This window comes from Chromobacterium vaccinii, assembly GCF_001855275.1.
GTDB lineage: Bacteria > Pseudomonadota > Gammaproteobacteria > Burkholderiales > Chromobacteriaceae > Chromobacterium > Chromobacterium vaccinii.
The window spans coordinates 477,748-494,794 of the sequence record NZ_CP017707.1; the positions used below are offsets into that span (position 1 = coordinate 477,748).

19 protein-coding genes are annotated in these 17,047 nt (G+C 63.7%); 12 read left to right on the forward strand and 7 right to left on the reverse strand.

All coding sequences use genetic code 11. The annotated features are described in order from the left end of the window. The first annotated feature begins 69 nt into the window (after nucleotides 1–69). On the forward strand, nucleotides 70–1,245 hold the full coding sequence (locus tag BKX93_RS02310; protein ID WP_070978534.1) for a molybdopterin molybdotransferase MoeA: 1,176 nt from the start codon (nucleotides 70–72) through the stop codon (nucleotides 1,243–1,245). Then, nucleotides 1,242–1,577: a 2Fe-2S iron-sulfur cluster-binding protein gene (locus BKX93_RS02315; protein ID WP_145929229.1), complete on the forward strand. Its 336-nt coding sequence runs from the start codon at nucleotides 1,242–1,244 to the stop codon at nucleotides 1,575–1,577. The genes BKX93_RS02310 and BKX93_RS02315 overlap by 4 nt, the downstream gene beginning before the upstream one ends. Nucleotides 1,578–1,652: 75 nt before the next feature. Here the strand turns inward: BKX93_RS02315 and BKX93_RS02320 are convergent, their stop codons facing one another. Beyond that, nucleotides 1,653–2,747 carry an AI-2E family transporter gene (locus tag BKX93_RS02320; protein ID WP_046156493.1) on the reverse strand — a complete coding sequence of 365 codons (1,095 nt, stop codon included), beginning with the start codon at nucleotides 2,745–2,747 and terminating at the stop codon, nucleotides 1,653–1,655. Nucleotides 2,748–2,810: 63 nt separating this feature from the next. After that, a complete protein-coding gene (locus BKX93_RS02325) occupies nucleotides 2,811–4,601 on the reverse strand; it encodes a protein-disulfide reductase DsbD (protein WP_070978537.1) in 1,791 nt (596 codons plus the stop codon). Nucleotides 4,602–4,822: 221 nt separating this feature from the next. Here BKX93_RS02325 and BKX93_RS02330 point away from each other — a divergent pair, with 221 nt between their 5' ends. The 9 genes from BKX93_RS02330 to BKX93_RS02370 all read left to right on the forward strand — a co-directional run bounded on the left by BKX93_RS02330 (nucleotide 4,823) and on the right by BKX93_RS02370 (nucleotide 12,439). After that, nucleotides 4,823–5,626: an alpha/beta fold hydrolase gene (locus BKX93_RS02330; RefSeq protein WP_021476821.1), complete on the forward strand. Its 804-nt coding sequence runs from the start codon at nucleotides 4,823–4,825 to the stop codon at nucleotides 5,624–5,626. 134 nt (nucleotides 5,627–5,760) lie between these two features. Further along, on the forward strand, nucleotides 5,761–6,834 hold the full coding sequence (pheA, locus tag BKX93_RS02335; protein ID WP_046156495.1) for a prephenate dehydratase: 1,074 nt from the start codon (nucleotides 5,761–5,763) through the stop codon (nucleotides 6,832–6,834). A 68-nt stretch (nucleotides 6,835–6,902) separates the two neighbouring features. Next, nucleotides 6,903–7,484, forward strand: a complete 582-nt coding sequence (locus BKX93_RS02340) for an LOG family protein (protein WP_070981648.1) — start codon at nucleotides 6,903–6,905, stop codon at nucleotides 7,482–7,484. 9 nt (nucleotides 7,485–7,493) lie between these two features. Continuing rightward, complete coding sequence (locus tag BKX93_RS02345) at nucleotides 7,494–8,096, forward strand: hypothetical protein (RefSeq protein ID WP_046156496.1); 603 nt, start codon at nucleotides 7,494–7,496, stop codon at nucleotides 8,094–8,096. Between the two features lie 8 nt (nucleotides 8,097–8,104). After that, nucleotides 8,105–9,040, forward strand: coding sequence for a hypothetical protein (locus BKX93_RS02350; protein WP_070978540.1), 936 nt, complete (start codon nucleotides 8,105–8,107; stop codon nucleotides 9,038–9,040). Next, nucleotides 9,037–9,618: a uracil-DNA glycosylase family protein gene (locus tag BKX93_RS02355; protein ID WP_070978542.1), complete on the forward strand. Its 582-nt coding sequence runs from the start codon at nucleotides 9,037–9,039 to the stop codon at nucleotides 9,616–9,618. The genes BKX93_RS02350 and BKX93_RS02355 overlap by 4 nt, the downstream gene beginning before the upstream one ends. 102 nt (nucleotides 9,619–9,720) lie before the next feature. Beyond that, nucleotides 9,721–10,989: a nitronate monooxygenase gene (locus tag BKX93_RS02360; protein ID WP_046156499.1), complete on the forward strand. Its 1,269-nt coding sequence runs from the start codon at nucleotides 9,721–9,723 to the stop codon at nucleotides 10,987–10,989. Nucleotides 10,990–11,286: 297 nt separating this feature from the next. Continuing rightward, nucleotides 11,287–11,985 (forward strand): GTP cyclohydrolase I, encoded by a 699-nt coding sequence (gene folE, locus BKX93_RS02365; protein WP_046156500.1) that lies wholly within the window; start codon nucleotides 11,287–11,289, stop codon nucleotides 11,983–11,985. Nucleotides 11,986–12,031: 46 nt separating this feature from the next. Further along, complete coding sequence (locus BKX93_RS02370) at nucleotides 12,032–12,439, forward strand: FKBP-type peptidyl-prolyl cis-trans isomerase (protein ID WP_070978543.1); 408 nt, start codon at nucleotides 12,032–12,034, stop codon at nucleotides 12,437–12,439. 63 nt (nucleotides 12,440–12,502) lie between these two features. Here the strand turns inward: BKX93_RS02370 and BKX93_RS02375 are convergent, their stop codons facing one another. The 5 genes from BKX93_RS02375 to BKX93_RS02395 form a co-directional block, all read right to left on the reverse strand. Next, entirely contained in the window at nucleotides 12,503–12,997 is a 495-nt protein-coding gene (locus BKX93_RS02375) for a GAF domain-containing protein (RefSeq protein ID WP_046156502.1), read from the reverse strand. Between the two features lie 117 nt (nucleotides 12,998–13,114). Beyond that, nucleotides 13,115–13,855, reverse strand: a complete 741-nt coding sequence (gene phbB / locus BKX93_RS02380) for an acetoacetyl-CoA reductase (protein WP_021476232.1) — start codon at nucleotides 13,853–13,855, stop codon at nucleotides 13,115–13,117. Nucleotides 13,856–13,979: 124 nt separating this feature from the next. After that, nucleotides 13,980–14,843 carry a ribosome small subunit-dependent GTPase A gene (gene rsgA / locus BKX93_RS02385; RefSeq protein ID WP_046156504.1) on the reverse strand — a complete coding sequence of 288 codons (864 nt, stop codon included), beginning with the start codon at nucleotides 14,841–14,843 and terminating at the stop codon, nucleotides 13,980–13,982. Next, the gene (locus tag BKX93_RS02390; RefSeq protein WP_021476230.1) at nucleotides 14,840–15,166 is read right to left on the reverse strand and encodes a 4a-hydroxytetrahydrobiopterin dehydratase; all 327 of its coding nucleotides are present in this window, start codon (nucleotides 15,164–15,166) and stop codon (nucleotides 14,840–14,842) included. Before BKX93_RS02390 ends, rsgA begins: the two co-directional genes overlap by 4 nt. Further along, nucleotides 15,163–16,410: a M48 family metallopeptidase gene (locus BKX93_RS02395; RefSeq protein WP_070978545.1), complete on the reverse strand. Its 1,248-nt coding sequence runs from the start codon at nucleotides 16,408–16,410 to the stop codon at nucleotides 15,163–15,165. The genes BKX93_RS02390 and BKX93_RS02395 overlap by 4 nt, the downstream gene beginning before the upstream one ends. A gap of 73 nt (nucleotides 16,411–16,483) precedes the next feature. On the opposite strand from BKX93_RS02395, the gene orn reads away from it, so the two are divergent. Continuing rightward, nucleotides 16,484–17,029, forward strand: a complete 546-nt coding sequence (orn, locus tag BKX93_RS02400) for an oligoribonuclease (RefSeq protein WP_021476228.1) — start codon at nucleotides 16,484–16,486, stop codon at nucleotides 17,027–17,029. The last annotated feature ends 18 nt before the right edge of the window (nucleotides 17,030–17,047 follow it).

Genomic DNA, 17,047 nt, shown 5'->3' on the forward strand with positions numbered 1-17,047 from the left:
GGCGCGCGTGCTATGATGGGGGCTTGTGACGGATGGGCCCGGCCCATCGCAAAACAGGACTGAAATCGCATGCTGAGCTATCAACAGGCGCGGGATTGGCTGCTGGAGCGCGCCAAGCCGCTGAACACCCATCAAGAACTGCCGCTGATGCAAGCGCTGTGCCGCGTGCTGGCCGAGCCGGTGGTGGCCGGCGTGGACGTGCCGCCGCACGACAACAGCGCGATGGACGGCTACGCGCTGCGCTGCGCCGATCTGGCGCCGGCGATGGCGGTGTCGCAGCGGGTGCCCGCCGGCAGCGTGCCGGAGCCTCTTGCGGCAGGCACCGCGGCGCGCATCTTCACCGGCGCGCCGATTCCGCCGGGAGCGGACGCGGTGATCATGCAGGAACAGGCGGAGGTGGATGGGGAAGGACGCGTGAGCTTCAGCGCCGAGCCCAACCTGGGGCAGAACATCCGTCGCCGCGGCGAGGACATCGCCTGCGGCCAGCGCATCCTGGAGGCCGGCCGCGTGCTGTCCGCCGCCGACCTGGGCCTGGCGGCATCGATCGGCCTGGCGCGGTTGCCGGTGCTGCCGCGGCTGCGAGTGGCGGCTTTCTTCACCGGCGACGAGCTGGTGGAACCGGGCCAGCCGCTGGGCGAAGGGCAGATCTACAACTCCAACCGCTACTGGCTGCTGCCGGCCTTGCAGCAGCTGGGTTGCGAAGTGATAGACCTGGGCCATGTCGGCGATGCGCTGGAGCCCACCCGGCAGTTGCTGCGCGACGCGGCGGCGGTGGCCGACGTGGTGATCACCTGCGGCGGCGTGTCGGTCGGCGAGGAGGATCACGTGAAAGCAGCGGTCGAAGCCGAGGGCGAACTGACGCTGTGGAAAGTGGCGATCAAGCCGGGCAAGCCGTTGGCCTACGGCAAACTGGGCGAGGCCGACTTCATCGGCCTGCCGGGCAACCCGGTGTCCGGCTACGTGACGCTGCAAACGCTGATCAAGCCTTTCCTGCAGAAATGCATGGGCCTGGAGGTGCCGCCGCCGGAGGCGCAGCGGCTGCCTGCCGCCTTCGCCTGGGACCAGCCGGACATGCGGCGCAGCGAGTTCCTGCGAGTGCGAAAAGTCGGCGGGGAGCTGCAGCTGTATCCGCAGCAGGGCTCCGGCGTGCTGATGTCCTGCGCCTGGGCGGACGGCCTGGTCTGGCTGCAGCCGGGCCAGCAGGTGAAGCCGGGCGACGAACTGGCCTACCTGGAACTGACGTGAGCCGGATACGCTTCGTCAGCGAGAGCGGGGTCTTGCTGAGCGAATCGGAAGCGATGGCGGGCGACAATCTGCTCGATATCGCCCGCTTGGCCGACGTGCCGCTGCATTGGCGCTGCGGCCAGGGCACCTGCGGCACTTGCAAGGTCCGGATCGCCGGCATGGCCTCGCCGCAGCGGCTGGGCCGCAAGGAGCGCAATGTATTGCTGCGCGCCGGCGCGCTCGGCGCCGAGCTGGCGGCGAGCGAGGAGTGGAACGAAGCGGAACCGTGGCGTCTGGCCTGCCATCTGACGGTGGAGGACTGCGACTGGGTGGTGAGCTGTCCGGATTATTGAGCGGCGGTTGGCGGAAACGAAAACGGCGCGGCATCCTGTTTTGGATATCGCGCCGCTTTTCATCGGAGGCGAGGCTCAGCCTTGCTCGCCCTCGCAGGCCAGCTCTTCGTTGTCCTCGCGCTGCAGCCAGTGCCGCAGCATGGTCAAGCCCACGGCCAGCAGGGTGGGGCCGATGAACAGGCCGATCACCCCCCAGGCGATCAGGCCGCCGATCACGCCGAGGAAGATCACAGACAACGGCATCTGCGCACCCTGGCTGATCAAGAGCGGCTTCAGAATGTTGTCTATGGTGTTGATCAGCAGAAAGCCCCAGATCAGCAGGAACACGCCCAGGCCGGTGTGGCCGGTGTAGAACACCCAGCCGGCAGCAGGCAGCCAGACGACCAGCGTCGGCATCTGCGCCACCGCGACGATGAAGCACAAGAAGCCCAGCACCAGCGCGCCGGGCACGCCGGCGATCAACAAGCCGATCACGCACAGGATGGTTTGCGCCAACGCGGTGCCCACCACGCCGGTGGTGACGCTGCGTATGGTGCGGGCGATCACCTCAGGCAGGTCGCTGGCGGTTTCGCCGCCCAGCTTGATCACGATGCGCTCCACCAGGTCCCACAGTTTGTCGCCGTTGACCAGCAACAGGCCGGCGACGGCGATCGCCAGCACGATTTCCAGCAGGCTCAGGCCCAGATTGGCGCCGCCGGACAGCAGCCACAGCGCCGTTTGGTTGATGGCGGGGCGGATTTTCTCGAAAAAGCCGGGCAGGTCCGCCTGGGTGCTGAGCCACAGCTTCTGCAGGCTGTCGCCGACCACGGGCAGGTTGACCAGCCACGCCGGCGCGTCAGGCAGGCGGAAACTGGTCAGATCGTGCGCCAGATTGGCCAGATGCGGCAGCGTATCGGCCAGCGTCAACGCCATCAGCCCGATGGGGATGGCCAGCGCAGCGGACAGCGCCAGCACGATCAGCAGCGCCGCCAGTTTATGGCGGCCGCGCAGCCGCAGCTTGAGCCGGCTGTATAGCGGCCAGGCGGAGATGGCGATGATGGCGGCCCAGGTCAGCGCACCGAGGAAGGGTTGCAGCACTTTCAGGCAGGCGACCACCAGCAACGCCAGTATGGCGACGCGGAACGCGCCGAGGATGCTGACATTGGGAAAGGCGTTGGGGAGGGGAGGCATGTAGGCATCCGTTCTAGGTGGCGGAAATGGCGGCCGGCGCGATGGCACCGGCCGGATACGGCGCTAGTTTGCCACCTTGCCCAGCTCGCCGGCAAATGCGTCGGCGGGGGTGTAGCCGACTACCCGGTTGCTCTCGCGGGATTGGCTGTCGAACAGGATGATGCCCGGCGGGCCGAACAGGCCGAAGCGCTTGAGCAGCGCCTGGTGCTCGGGGTTGTTGGAGGTGACGTCGGCGCGCAGCAAGACAAAACGCTGCATCTGCGCCGCTACCTGCGGTTGCGGGAAGACATCCGCCTCCATTTCCTTGCAGGCCACGCACCAGTCAGCGTAAAAATCCAGCAACAGCGGCTTGCCGGCGGCCTTGGCCTCGGCCAGCTTGGCGTCGAGCTCCGCGATGGATCCCACCGGCAGGAAGTGTTGCTGCGCGGCGCCCTCGGCGCTGCTGGCGGCGATCAGCTTCAGCGGATAGCGCGGATTGTCTGCGCCGGACAGCAGGCCGACCAGCTGAGCGCCGCCCAGCAGGAACAGCAGCAGCCCAAGCGCCTTGCCCAGACGCGCGCTGGCCTTGGTAGTGGTGGACAGGCTGTCGAAAGCGCCGAGGAACACCGCCGCGCCGATCAGCAGCGCCGCCCATAGCAGCATCACCAGCGCGGCGGGCAGGAACGGGGACGCCAGCCAGATGGCCAGACCCAGCATCACCACGCCGAACGCGGACTTGACCGCTTTCATCCAATTGCCGGCGCGCGGCAGCACTTGGCCGCCAAAGGTGCCGATGGCGATCAGCGGCAGGCCCAGGCCCATGGCCATCGCGTATAGCGCCGCGCCGCCGAGCAGCGCGTCGCCGGTGCTGCCTATATAGCCCAGCGCCAGCGCCAGCGGGGGGGCCACGCAAGGACCGATGATCAAGGCCGACAGCGCGCCCATCAGAAACACGGTGACGGCCTTGCCGCCGCTAAGACGGTTGGAGGTGTCGGCCAGCCGGGATTGCAGCGCGTTCGGCAACTGAATGGTGAACAGATCGAACATCGACAGCGCGAACACCACCATCAGCGCGCTGGCGGACAGCACCACCGCCGGCTGCTGCAGCCATACCGTCAGCAGCGAGCCGGTCAGTCCGGCGACGACGCCGACCGCGGTATAGGTGAGCGCCAGGCCTTGCACGTAAAGCAGGGACAGCAGGAAGCCGCGGCCACGGCTGAGGGTTGCGCCTTGGCCGGCAATCAGCGATGAAACGATGGGCAGCAGCGGGTACATGCAGGCGGTGAACGCCATGCCCAAACCCGCCAGCAGAAAGGTGCCCAGTGTGGCCAGCCAACCCTGGGCGGCCAACTCGCTGTTACCGGCCGACGCTTTTCCCGACGGGTCGACCTCCGTCCAGGCGCTGAGCTTGTTGCTCGAGCCACCCGCCTGGCCCACCTTCAGTTTGTGGGTGTACGGCGGGTAGCAGACGCCGGCCTCCGCGCAGCCTTGCAGCTTCACGTTCAGCTGGAAATCGGCCGGCGCGCCGGCGGCCAGCGGGATGGTGATCAGCTGCTTGCCGTGGTAAATCTGCTGCTTGCCGAAGTAAGGATCGTTCTTTTCCTGGGCTACGGGCAGCATGGGCTTGCCGGCCAGATCGGCCGGCGTGGTGCTGATGCTGATGCGGTCGCGGTACAGGTAGTAGCCGGGGGCGACGTCCAGCGTCAGTTGCAGCTGGTCTCCGCTGCGGCTGACCTGGGCGGCGAAGGCCTGTTCCGGCGGGAGCAGGTCTTCCTGGTTGACCGCGTGGGCGGGCAGGGCGAGGCCAAGACAGGCGATCACGGACGCCAGCCATAGCCAGGCCGATCGATAAAAGGAATGGAGGTATGCTTGCACGTGCAGACTCTTTTTGCGGTTGGCGATGGAACTGTGACGATGTAAACGGTTTGCGGTTCCGTTTTTACGATGCGTGATGCAATATGCATCAAATCGCATCGCCCGGCAAACGGAGGCCGCCGCGTCCCGGATGTTCGGGAAGCGGCTAGTATAGCCGGGCAGACGGGGCGCAGACAGCGTTCCGCTTATGAAAAATAAGAACGAGGATATCAAGAGGGGTTATGCGAGAAGCCATTCATTTCGCTCATGCAAACAGCTTTCCCGCGTCGGTGTACGGCAAGATGCTGGGCAAGCTGGCCGGAAGCCGCGACGTCGGCTATCTGGATACGATAGGCCACGATCCGGATTTCCCCATCACCGATTGCTGGCCGCATCTGGTGGACGAGAGCATCCGTTTCATCGAAGCGCGCTACCGCGGCCCCGTGGTGGGCGTCGGCCATTCGCTCGGCGGTTTCCTGATGTTCTACGCTGCGCTGAAGCGGCCGGATCTGTTCCGCGCCATCATCATCCTGGACTCGCCGCTGATGGGGCCGTCGCGCTCCTTCGGCATCTGGCTGGCCAAGCGGCTAGGCTTCATCCAGCGCGTGACGCCGGGCGGCAATACGCTGGCGCGCCGCGACAACTGGGCCACGGTGGAGATGGCGCATGACTATTTCGCGCGCAAGCCAAAGTTTGCCCGCTTCGATCCCGACTGCCTGGCCGATTACGCCCTGCATGGCACGCAGGACGACGGCAAGGGCGGCCGCCGGCTCAAATTCCGCCCGCAGGTGGAGCACGATATCTACGCGACGCTGCCGCACGACTTCCCCCGGCATCGCGGGCGGCTGAAGGTGCCGGCGGCCTTGCTGGCCGGCTCGGCGTCGGATGTGCTGCGCGACAGCGACCTGGCTTTCATGCGCAAGCATTTCGCGGTCATGGTGGACAAGCAGCCGGGCAGCCACCTGTTTCCTCTCGAGAAACCGCTGGAAACGGCGGAGCGCATCGAGCAATTGCTGGCCAGGCTGGAGGAGGGCGGCTGGAGTTGAGGGCATCTGGCGCGCCGGGCCGGCTCGGCATTTGGCCCGTATCCGGCGCATGGCGCTTGCGAGCGGCGGCTATCTCGCGGAAACTGTAAGATATCGAGAAAGCCAGTTCGCCATCGTCAGAGAGTCCGAAACCAGTGTCTGAAGAACGTCTCAAGCAACACCGCAACGCCATCGACGCCATCGACGTCGAAGTCCTCAAGCTGCTGAACCAGCGCGCCAGCCATGCCCGCGAGATCGGAGAGATCAAGGGCGGCGGCGTCATCTACCGCCCGGAGCGGGAAGCCCAGGTGCTCCGCCGTTTGAAGGACCTGAATCCCGGCCCGCTGCCCAGCGAGTCCGTCGCCCGCCTGTTCCGCGAAGTGATGTCGGAATGCCTGGCGCTGGAAAAGCCGCTGTCCATCGCGTACCTGGGGCCGGAAGGCACCTTCAGCCAGCTGGCCACGATCAAGCACTTCGGCCACGCGGCCCGCACCATCGCCTGTAGCTCGATAGACGAGGCGTTCCGGCTGGTGGAGTCGCGCGCGCTCGACTACGTGGTGGCGCCGGTGGAGAACTCCACCGAAGGCGCGGTGGGACGCACCCTGGACCTGATGGTCACCTCGCCGTTGAAGATCTGCGGCGAAGTGGTGCTGCGCATTCACCACCACCTGCTGCGCAAGGGTGAGGGGCTGGACGGCATTCGCCGGGTCTACGCCCACGCCCAGGCGCTGGCGCAATGCCACGAGTGGCTGAACAAGAATCTGCCGGCCGACGTGGAACGCGTGTCGGTGGCCAGCAACGCCGAAGCCGCCCGCCTGGCGGCCGAGGATGAAACCGCGGCCGCCATCGCCGGGCAGGCTGCGGCCGAGCGCTACGCCTTGTTCAAACTGGCGGAAAACGTGGAGGACGAGCCCAACAACACCACACGCTTCCTGGTGCTGGGCCTGCAGGATGTCGGCCCGAGCGGGCAGGACAAGACCTCCATCGTGGTCTCAGCGCCCAACCGGCCGGGCGCGGTGCACCAGCTGTTGGAACCGGTGGCGTCCAACGGCGTCTCGATGAGCAAGTTCGAGTCGCGGCCGTCGCGCGCGGGCCTGTGGGACTACGTGTTCTTCATCGATCTGGAAGGCCATCGCCAGGACGAGCGCGTGTTGAAGGCGCTGGCCGGCCTGGGCGAGCGCACATCCTTCGTCAAGGTGCTGGGCTCCTACCCGATGGCGGTATTGTGAGCCGCCAGGAATGACCCGGGGCCGGAATCTTCCGGCCCTTGTTTTTTTGCAAGAAATGGATGAAGAAAATGAAATCGATCTGCCTGTTCTGCGGCTCCAATAAAGGCGGCAACCCTGAATACGAGGACGCGGCCCGCGCATTCGGCCGCGCGCTGGCCGAGCAGAACATCACTCTGGTGTACGGCGCCGGCAATGTGGGGTTGATGGGCATCGCCGCCGATGCGGCCCTTGAGGCCGGCGGCAAGGTGATCGGCGTGATCCCGGAATTCCTGAAGGCCAAGGAAGTGGCGCACATGGGCCTGACCGAGCTGCACGTCACCGAGACCATGCATCAGCGCAAGGCCCTGATGGCGCAGCTGTCCGACGGCTTCATCGCGCTGCCGGGCGGATTCGGCACCTTCGACGAATTGTTCGAGATCCTGACCTGGGCGCAGCTGTCGGTGCACAACAAGCCGGTGGGCGTGCTGGACGCCGGCGGCTTCTACCAGCCGTTGCAGGCGTTGGTGGAGCATGCGGTGAGCGAAGGCTTCGTGCCCAAGGGCAATCTGGACCTGTTCCGCATCGAGCGCGACCTGCCGGCTCTGCTTGACTGGATGCGGCAATACCAGCCCCGCCACGTCGCCAAGTGGCTGGATCTGGCCCGCACCTGAGCGGTCCGCATGGGAAAGCGGGATACGCAAGCGTCGCCATGGCTGCGCGCGCGGCGAGCGATGGCCTGGCCGCTGGCGTTGCTGCTGGCGGCGATCATCGTTTTCGAAGAGTTCGCCTGGGACGAGCTGGCCGCGGCGCTTGCCCGGCTTGGCCGCTGGCCGCCGTTCGCGGCGTTGGAGCGCTGGGTGGCGGGGCGCTCCCCCAGAGTGGCCTTGGCCCTGTTTCTGGCTCCGGCGCTGGCCTTGCTGCCGGTCAAGCTGGCGGCGCTGTTCCTGATTGAGCAAGGCCATGCGCTGCTGGGTGTGGCGGTGATCCTGCTGGCCAAGCTCGGGGGCACCGCATTGGTGGCCTGGCTGTTCACGCTGACGCGGCCGGCGCTGATGTCGGTGCCGTGGTTCGTGCGCTGGCACCAGCGCTTCGAGCGGCTTCGCGCATGGGTGTTCGAACGGCTGCGCGCCTCCTTGCCGTGGCGCTGGGCCAGGCTGGCGAAGATGCGGGCGCGGCGGTTCTGGTCGCGGCCGTCGCCGCTGGCGCGCCTCGCTCGGCGGCTGGCCGGTCGTTGGCGCCGCGAGGTGCCTCCGGCGAAAGAAGACAAGGGGATGGACGGATGATTATCGTGATGAGCGCCCGCGCGAGCGAGGCCGAAGTACGGAACGTGGTGGCCAGGATTGAAAGCGCCGGCTTGGCCGCGCACGTATCCCGGGGCATGGAGCGCACAGTGATCGGCGCGGTGGGCGAGGAGAGCGGGCTGGAAGCCGGCGCGTTCGAGGCGATGGCCGGCGTCGAGCGCGCGCTCAGAGTCGTCGGCGACTACCGCATCGTGTCGCGGGAGGCCCAGCCGGAGGATTCGCGGGTGAGAGTGGGGAGAGCGGCATTCGGCGCGAGCGGCGCGGCCTGGCTGGGCGGCAGCGCGCAGGACTGGAGCGAAGGCGCGCTGCGCGCAGTAGCGAACAAGGTGGCGCTCGCCGGTGGAAGCCTGCTGTATGCGGGTGGCGGGCGCAGCCATGCCAGCCCTTACCATTATCAGGCCTTGGGCGTGGCCGATCTGGAGCGGCTCTGTGACGTGGCGCGCGAGTCTGGACTGGGCGCCGTGGCCGAGCTGCGCGATGTGCGCCTGCTGGACGCGCATCTGGAGCTGCAAACCGCAGCCTTGCTGCTGCCGCCGCAATCGCTGAGCAATATCGAGTTGTTGCGGGAAGTCGGCCGCATCAATAAAGCTGTCATCTTGCAGCGGGACAATCGCCAGACGCTGGATGAGTGGCTGACCGCGGCCGAGCATGTCGCGCTCGGCGGCAATCACCAGATCGTGCTGTGCGAATGCGGCGGCGACGGCCAATCGGTCAGCCTGGATGTCGGTGTGTTGGCGAGTCTGTACCGGCGGACCCATCTGCCGCTGATCGTCTCAGCTCCGCAGACTGGCGGCCTGCCTCCTGCCTTGTCGTTGGCTCGCGCGGCGCTGATTGCCGGCGCCTGCGGCTTGATGCTGGACTGCGCGGCGTGGACGGAGGAGGATGTGCGGGGCTGGCGCGAACTGCTGGCCGGCTCGGCGGCATGAGCGCGCTGGAGGGCTTGCTGGCGGATATCGCGGCTTGCCGGGCGTGCGAAGCGTCGCTGCCTTGCGGGCCCAGGCCGGTGTTGAGGGCCGCGGAAGGCTCCCGCATCCTGCTGGCCGGCCAAGCGCCGGGCCGCAAGGTGCACGAGAGCGGCATCCCCTGGGATGACGCCAGCGGCAAGCGCTTGAGGGAGTGGCTGGGGGTGGAGGCGGATGTGTTTTACGATCAGGAGCGCTTCGCCATAGTGCCCATGGGGTTCTGTTATCCCGGCACGGGGCGTAATGGCGACTTGCCTCCGCGCCCGGAGTGCAGCCGACTCTGGCATCCGCGCCTGCTGCCGCTGCTTGCACGAGTGGAGTTGGTGCTGGCGGTGGGCAGCTACGCGCAGGCTTATCATCTGCCTTCGCGCAAGCGCACGCTGACCGAGACGGTTGCGGCCTGGCGCGAGTATTATCCAGGCGTGATTCCATTGCCGCACCCCAGTCCGCGCAATCGGATGTGGCTGGCGCGCAATCGATGGTTCGAGACCGAGTTGCTGCCGGCGTTGCGGCGGCGAGTGGCGGAAGTGCTGGGGCGATAGATGGGAGTGCCTTGCTTGTGAATGAGCAAAAACTCTAAAAATGTGGATTTCCATCGTTTCACGGGTGATAATTTGCCCAGTTCTATGGAGAGACCCGTCACGATGAAGTGTGTTGATGATTTCCGCCTGCAGTTGGGCAAACACGAATTGGTGCCAATCGTCATTGGAGGCATGGGCGTCGACATTTCCACCGCCCAACTGGCGCTGGAGGCTGCGCGGCTAGGCGGCGTCGGCCATATTTCCGACGCGATGGTGCCCACCGTGACGGACCGCCGTTTCAATACCAAATTCGTCAAGAACAAGCTGGCCCAGTATAAATTCAACGTCGAGAATCCGGACAAGTCGGTCGTCCGTTTCGATCTGGGCATGCTGGAAGAGGCCACCCGTCTGCATGTGGGCAATACCATGCAGCAAAAGCAGGGCAGCGGCCTGGTGTTCATCAACTGCATGGAAAAGCTGACGATGAACGCGCCCAAGGAAACGCTGCGGGTGCGGATGCGCGCGGCGCTGGACGCCGGCATCGACGGCATCACGCTGGCCGCGGGCCTGCATCTGGGTTCTTTCTCCCTGATTGAAGACCACCCGCGCTTCCGCGACGTCAAGCTCGGCATCATCGTTTCCTCGCTGCGCGCGCTGCAGCTGTTCCTGAAGAAAAACAGCCGCTGCGGACGCATGCCGGATTACGTCGTGGTGGAAGGGCCGCTCGCTGGCGGCCATCTGGGCTTCGGCATGGATTGGGCCGAATACGACCTGGCCAGCATTTTCACCGAGATTCGCGATTGGCTGCGGGCCGAACAATTGGACATCCCGCTGATTCCGGCCGGCGGCATCTTCACCGGCAGCGATGCGGCCGGCTTTCTGGAGGCAGGCGCCAGCGCAGTGCAGGTGGCTACCCGCTTCACCGTGGCGCGCGAGTGCGGACTGCCGGAGAAGGTGCAGCAGGAGTACTTCAAGTCCAGCGAAGAGGATATCGAGGTCAACCAGCTATCGCCGACCGGCTATCCGATGCGGATGATCAAGCATTGCCCGGCGATCGGCGACAGCATCCGCCCGAATTGCGAAGCCTATGGCTATCTGCTGGATGCCAAGGGCGGCTGCTCCTACATCGACGCCTATCACAAAGCGCATGCGGAAAATCCGGGCCAGCGCCGCGTCCCTGTTTGGGAAAAAACCTGTCTGTGCACCCATATGCGTAATTTCGATTGCTGGACCTGCGGACACTACGCGTATCGCCTGAAGGACACGACCCATCTTCGCAGCGATGGCAGCTATCAGCTATTGAGCGCCGAGCATGTGTTCCTCGATTATCAGCACAGCAAGGATAACAAGATCGCCCTGCCGCGGCGGGAGGAGTGTCTGATGGCGGGATGACGCGCGTCCCCGCTTTTAGCTTTGCAAATGGGCAGTCGAGCTTTCCAGTTCGGCTGCCTTTTGTCATTTGGCGCTTCTCGTGGAAAAGGGTTGGGTTCGGGTGTTGATGTCGGGCGGCCATTTATATAGCATTGATATCTTTTTCTCTCAATGCCATTCCCTTTCTGGGCGATCATTGCGCGAGGGCCGGCTGGCCCACGCGGGGCTGGTTTATTTCCGGCTCGTCCGGCCAGGGATTGTGCAAGTTGCTGTATATTTCGGAATGATTTCCATTTTCTTGCGAACAAGTAATCAACAATGAGCAAAACCGACAAGCAGGGCCAGTGGGAAGCCGTGTCGCAGCGTATCCGCTATCGTCTGCAAAAGGCGGGAGCGCGCTTCCACGCCAACGACAATATTTCGGCCTTCATCGAGGAGGGCGAGCTGGACGAGTTGCAGGAAGAGGTGCAGGCCAAGTTGAGAGGCGTGCTGGAAAGCCTGGTGATCGATACCGCGAATGATCACAATACCCAGGACACCGCCAAGCGAGTGGCGAAGATGTTCGTGCGCGAGGTGTTCCGCGGACGTTACGTTTCCATGCCGGCCAGCACCGAGTTTCCGAATGTCGAGCATCTGAACGAATTGATGATCATCGGCCCGATCACGGTGCGCAGCGCCTGCTCGCACCATCTGTGCCCCATCATCGGCAGAGTCTGGGTGGGCGTGCTGCCCAATGAGCATTCGAATCTGATCGGCTTGTCCAAATACGTTCGCTTGATCGATTGGATCATGACCAGGCCGCAGATACAGGAAGAGGCGGTTTCGCAGATCGCCGAACTGTTGATGAAGAAACTGCACCCCGATGGCTTGGCCATCGTGATGGAGGCCGATCACTTCTGCATGCATTGGCGCGGCGTGAAGGACAGCAACAGCAAGATGACCAATAGCGTGATGCGCGGCGCCTTCCTGACCAACCCGGATCTGCGCAAGGAATTCCTTTCCCTGATGCACAAGTGAGGACTCGGCGCTGCCGGTATCCCGCGTATTTACGATGAAAGAGCCTATGTTTCCTTATCGAATGATTCCTGCCCTGGTTTTGTCCATATGCGCGGCGGCGGCGATGGCCGAGCCGGCTTCGCAAACCTTGCCTTCCGGCGTGAAGGTCGAAGTATTGGTGCCCGGAAAGGGCGCCAAGCCTTCGACCAGCGACACCGTCAAGGTGAACTATCGCGGCACATTCAAGGACGGCAAGGAGTTTGACAGCTCCTACAAGAACGGCGGCCCGATCAGCTTCCCGCTGAACCGCGTGATTCCCTGCTGGACCCAGGGCGTCAGCGCGCTGACGGTGGGCAGCAAGGCCAAGCTGTCTTGCCCGGCCAATACCGCCTACGGCAACCGCGGCGTGCCGGGCGTGATTCCGCCGAATACGCCGCTGTATTTTGAAGTGGAGCTGCTCTCCATTCAGAAGTGACCAGCCGAACATGAAAACAGGCCCGAAACTCCGGGCCTGTTTTTTTTGAGTTCGGCCAAGCTTTCAACCGGCTTGGTCGAACAGCTTGGCAAGCGGCTCGACGATGCGTTCCAGATAGCGCGCATCGGTTTGGTCGAAGCTGCCCAGCTGATCGGAATCGACATCCAGCACAGCCACGACCACGTCTGCGGCGTTGCGGATGGGCACCACCACTTCGGAGCGGGCGCTCGAGGAGCAGGCGATGTGCCCGGGAAAAGCGTCGACATCATCCACCAGCAGCGTGCGATTCTGCGCCCAAGCGCTGCCGCAGACGCCGCGGCCATGCGGTATGCGAGTGCAGGCGATCGGCCCCTGGAACGGCCCCAGAACCAGCTGCTCGCCCTTGACCAGATAAAAGCCGGTCCACAACCAGCCGAAGGTCGAAGCCAGCGCGGCGGACAGATTGGCCAGCGCGGCGACAACGTCGGTTTCGCCCATGATCAGCGCATGAGCTTGCGGCAGCAGGGCCTGATATTTCTCTTCCTTGCTGTCGCCTTCGATGATGAGGTTTTCTGCCATGGAGGGTGTTCATTACTTGGGAGTAAGTGCGGGCTGGACAGCATACACCATGCCGGGCACGAAAAGAAAACGCCGCCCGGGCGGCGGCGCGAACAGTATTGCGGAGCCATGGCGGGCTTACATCATGTGCTGGCCGCCATTCATTGCGATATTGCTGCCGGTAATGAAGCCGGCGTTGTCAGAGCAGAGGAAGGTGACCAGAGCGGCGATTTCTTCCGGACGGCCAAGGCGGCCCACCGGAATCTGGGCCACGATCTTGTTGCGCACATCCTCGGGCACAGCCATCACCATCTCGGTGGCGATATATCCGGGAGAGATGGTGTTGACGGTCACGCCTTTTTTGGCCACTTCCTGGGCCAGCGCCATCGTGAAGCCGTGCATGCCGGCCTTGGCCGCGGAGTAGTTGGTCTGGCCGAACTGCCCCTTCTGGCCATTGATGGACGAGATATTGATGATGCGGCCGAAGCCTGCCTCCAGCATATTGTCCAGCACCGGCTTGGTCATGTTGAACACCGAATCCAGATTGGTGCGGATCACGGCATCCCAATCATCCTTGCTCTGCTTTTTGAAACTGGCGTCGCGGGTGATGCCGGCGTTGTTGACCAGAATGCCCACCTGGCCAACATCTTTGGATATGCGCGCGATCACTTCCTGGCAGGCGGCGAAGTCGGTAACGTCGCATTGGTAGCTGTGGATGTCGCTGAAACCCAGCCCCTTCATGTCGGCATGCCAGGCGGACTCACGGCCCGGCTTGCTGTAGGTGGTCACCACGGCATATCCCGCTTCAGCCAAGGCCTTGCAGATGGAGGTTCCAATGCCCCCCATGCCTCCGGTGACTAGTGCAATCCTTTTCGTCATGATGCTGGCTCCTCTGTCGGGTTTGGAATCTATGCTTGAATTATCTTTACTTCCTTTTGTTACAGAATATGCAGGGTGCCATAAAAAGTAAATAAATAGCATGTGCTACTTTATTTACAATGCTTTAGCTTAGTTCCCGGCTGAGCCTTTGCAGCAGATCCAGTCTATGCTTGGAGATTGCGCCCTGTTCTGCAGCCGTAATGATTGCACAATTGGGCTCGACGCAATGCGAACAGTTATGGAAGCGACACTGGCCAATATACCTGCGCATTTCGGGAAAATAGTGAATTAAATCCGGGGATTTCAGATGTTTCAAGCCAAATTCCTGCAATCCCGGAGAGTCGATCAGATGACTGTTTTCGTCGAGATGGTACAGGGCCGCGTGGGTGGTGGTGTGCCGGCCGGAATCCAGCGCTTCCGAGATGTCGCCGATGCGGGCGTTGGCCTCGGGCAGCAGCGCGTTGGTCAGCGTGGATTTGCCCATGCCGGACTGGCCTACCAACACGCTGGTATGCCCGCTGAGCAAGGGTTTCAGCGGTGAGAAGTCCTGCTTGGCCGACAATGTGACCAGCTTGTAACCCAGGTTCACATAGAGTTGCAATTTTCCCAGCAGCGCCGCGGTTTCCGGCAGGTCGCTCTTGTTGACCACGATGATGGGGTCGATGTCTCCGGCCTCCGCCGCGATCAGGCAGCGCCCCAGCAGTTCCTCATTGGGCGTGGGCACGGCGGCGATCACGAACAGGATGCGCGTGACGTTGGCCGCGATCTTCTTGGCTTTCCAGTCGTCCTGGCGATAGAGCAGGCTGCGGCGCTCATGCGCGCGCTCGATCACCGCCTGCTCGCGATTCTGGATCAGGATGTCGACGATGTCGCCGCAGGCATAATCGACGCGCTTGCCGCGGGTGGTGCAATCGAAAGTCTGGCCATCCGCTTCCACGATGAAGCGTCGGCCGTGGCTGCGTATGATTTGTCCGGTGCTGGCTGTCATGGGCGGCGGAACAGGGCTTCGGTCTTGGCCGCGCAGATGAAGTCGTTGAGGGTCAGGCCGCCGGCGTCGTGGGTGCTGAAATTCACCACCGCGCGATTGTAGTGTACCGACATGTCCGGATGATGATCTTCCTGGTTGGCGATCCAGGCCAGGGCGTTCACGAAGGCCATGGTTTCATGGTAGTTGGCGAAGCGGTAGGTCTTGCGCAGCTCGATGCCGTCGATTTCCCAGTCCGGCAGCGTGGACAGCAACTGCTTGACGGTATTGTCGGCCAGCGGGCTTTGGCCGTGTTGCGGGGTGCAGGAGAGCTCCAGCAGGTTCATGCCTGATTTCCTTTCAGATGTTGAATGCGCAGCGCCGCGGGCGGGTGCGAATCGTAGAAGGCGGAATGGACGGGGTCCGGCGTCAGCGTGGACGCGTTGTCGCGGTACAGTTTGACCAGCGCGCTGACCAGATCCTCCGCCCGGGTCTGTTCCGACGCGAAATCGTCGGCCTCGTATTCGTGCACGCGCGACATTCGGCTGGACAGCGGCGTCAGCGGGAAGGTGAAGGCCGGCGTGGCGGTGAAGAACAGGATCAGGGCCATCGCAGTGCTGGGCGCGGCGACGCCGAGGCCGGCATAGAACCAGGGAGCGTGCAGCAGCTGGCCCAGCAGCCACAGCAAGGCCAGCGACAGCGCGAACGCCATGGCGATGCGCTTGACGATGTGGCGGCGTTTGAAATGGCCCAGCTCATGCGCCAGCACTGCTTCGATTTCGGCGTGGCTGAGCTGGGACAGCAAAGTATCGAAGAATACGATGCGTTTGGCTGCGCCGAAGCCGGTGAAATAGGCGTTGCCGTGGCTGGAGCGGCGCGATCCATCCATCACGAACACGCCCTGGCTCTTGAAGCCGGCGCGCTGCAGCAGCGCCTCGATCCGCGCCTTGAGAGCCTCGTCTTCAAGCGGCTTGAATTTGTTGAACAGCGGCGCGATCAGCGTCGGATACAGCGCCACCATCAGGAGCTGGAAGCCGGACCAGACCAGCCATACCCACAGCCACCACAAGGGGCCTGATATCTCCATCAGCCACAGCACCAGCGCCAGCAGCGGCAGACCGATCGCGGCGCCGATCAGGGTGCCTTTGACCATATCGGCCATGAACAGCGAGAATGTGGTCTTGTTGAAGCCATACCGGCTTTCGATCCCAAAGGTGCCGTACAGGGTGAACGGCAGCGAGACCAGGCTGCTGATCACCGCGACGGCCACGATCAACGCCATGCCCGACGATAGCGGACTGGCGAACCATTCCATGCTGTGGACGGCCAGCCATTGCAGTCCGCCGCCGAAAGTGAACGCCGCGATCAGCGCAGTGTCCACCCAGGCGGACAACAGGCCGAGCCGGGTCTTGGCGACGGTATAGTCGGCGGCATGGCGGTGCTGCTCCAGGGTGATGCTGTCGCGGAAGGCTGCCGGGACCTGGACGCGGTGGCGCGATACATGGCGGATGTGGCGCCAGCCCAGCCACAATTTCAGGCACAGCGTCAGCGTCAGCGCGGCGGCGAACAGCAAGGAAAAGGCGTCGATCATGGATGTCCGTATGGAGTTTGCCGACGGCGCGGCAATGAAGGAAAATGGCAGGGTTTTCTAAAGATTGGCTAGTATGGCACAAGATACCAATAACCTCATCTGGCTCGACATGGAGATGACGGGCCTGAATCCGGATCAGGACCGCATCATCGAAGTGGCGATGATAGTAACCGACAGCAATCTGAACGTCCTGGCGGAATCCCCGGTACTGGTGATTCACCAGCCGGACGCCATCCTGGACGGCATGGATGACTGGAACAAGAATACCCACGGCAAGAGCGGCCTGATCGAGAAAGTGAAGAATTCCACGGTCAGCGAGGCGGAAGCCGAGCAGCGGCTGCTGGATTTCATGGCGCAGTACATCCCGGAACGCGTGACGCCGATGTGCGGCAACACCATCCATCAGGATCGCCGCTTCATGGCGCGCTGGATGCCGCGGCTGGAGGCTTACTTCCATTACCGCAATCTGGACGTATCCACCCTGAAGGAGTTGTGCAAGCGCTGGCGCCCGGAACTCGCCAAGGGAGTGGTCAAGCGCGGCAAGCACGAAGCGCTGGCCGACATCCTGGAGTCGATCGAGGAAATGCGCTACTACCGCGAGCACTTCCTCAAGGTATAAGCCCCGCCGCGACGAGCC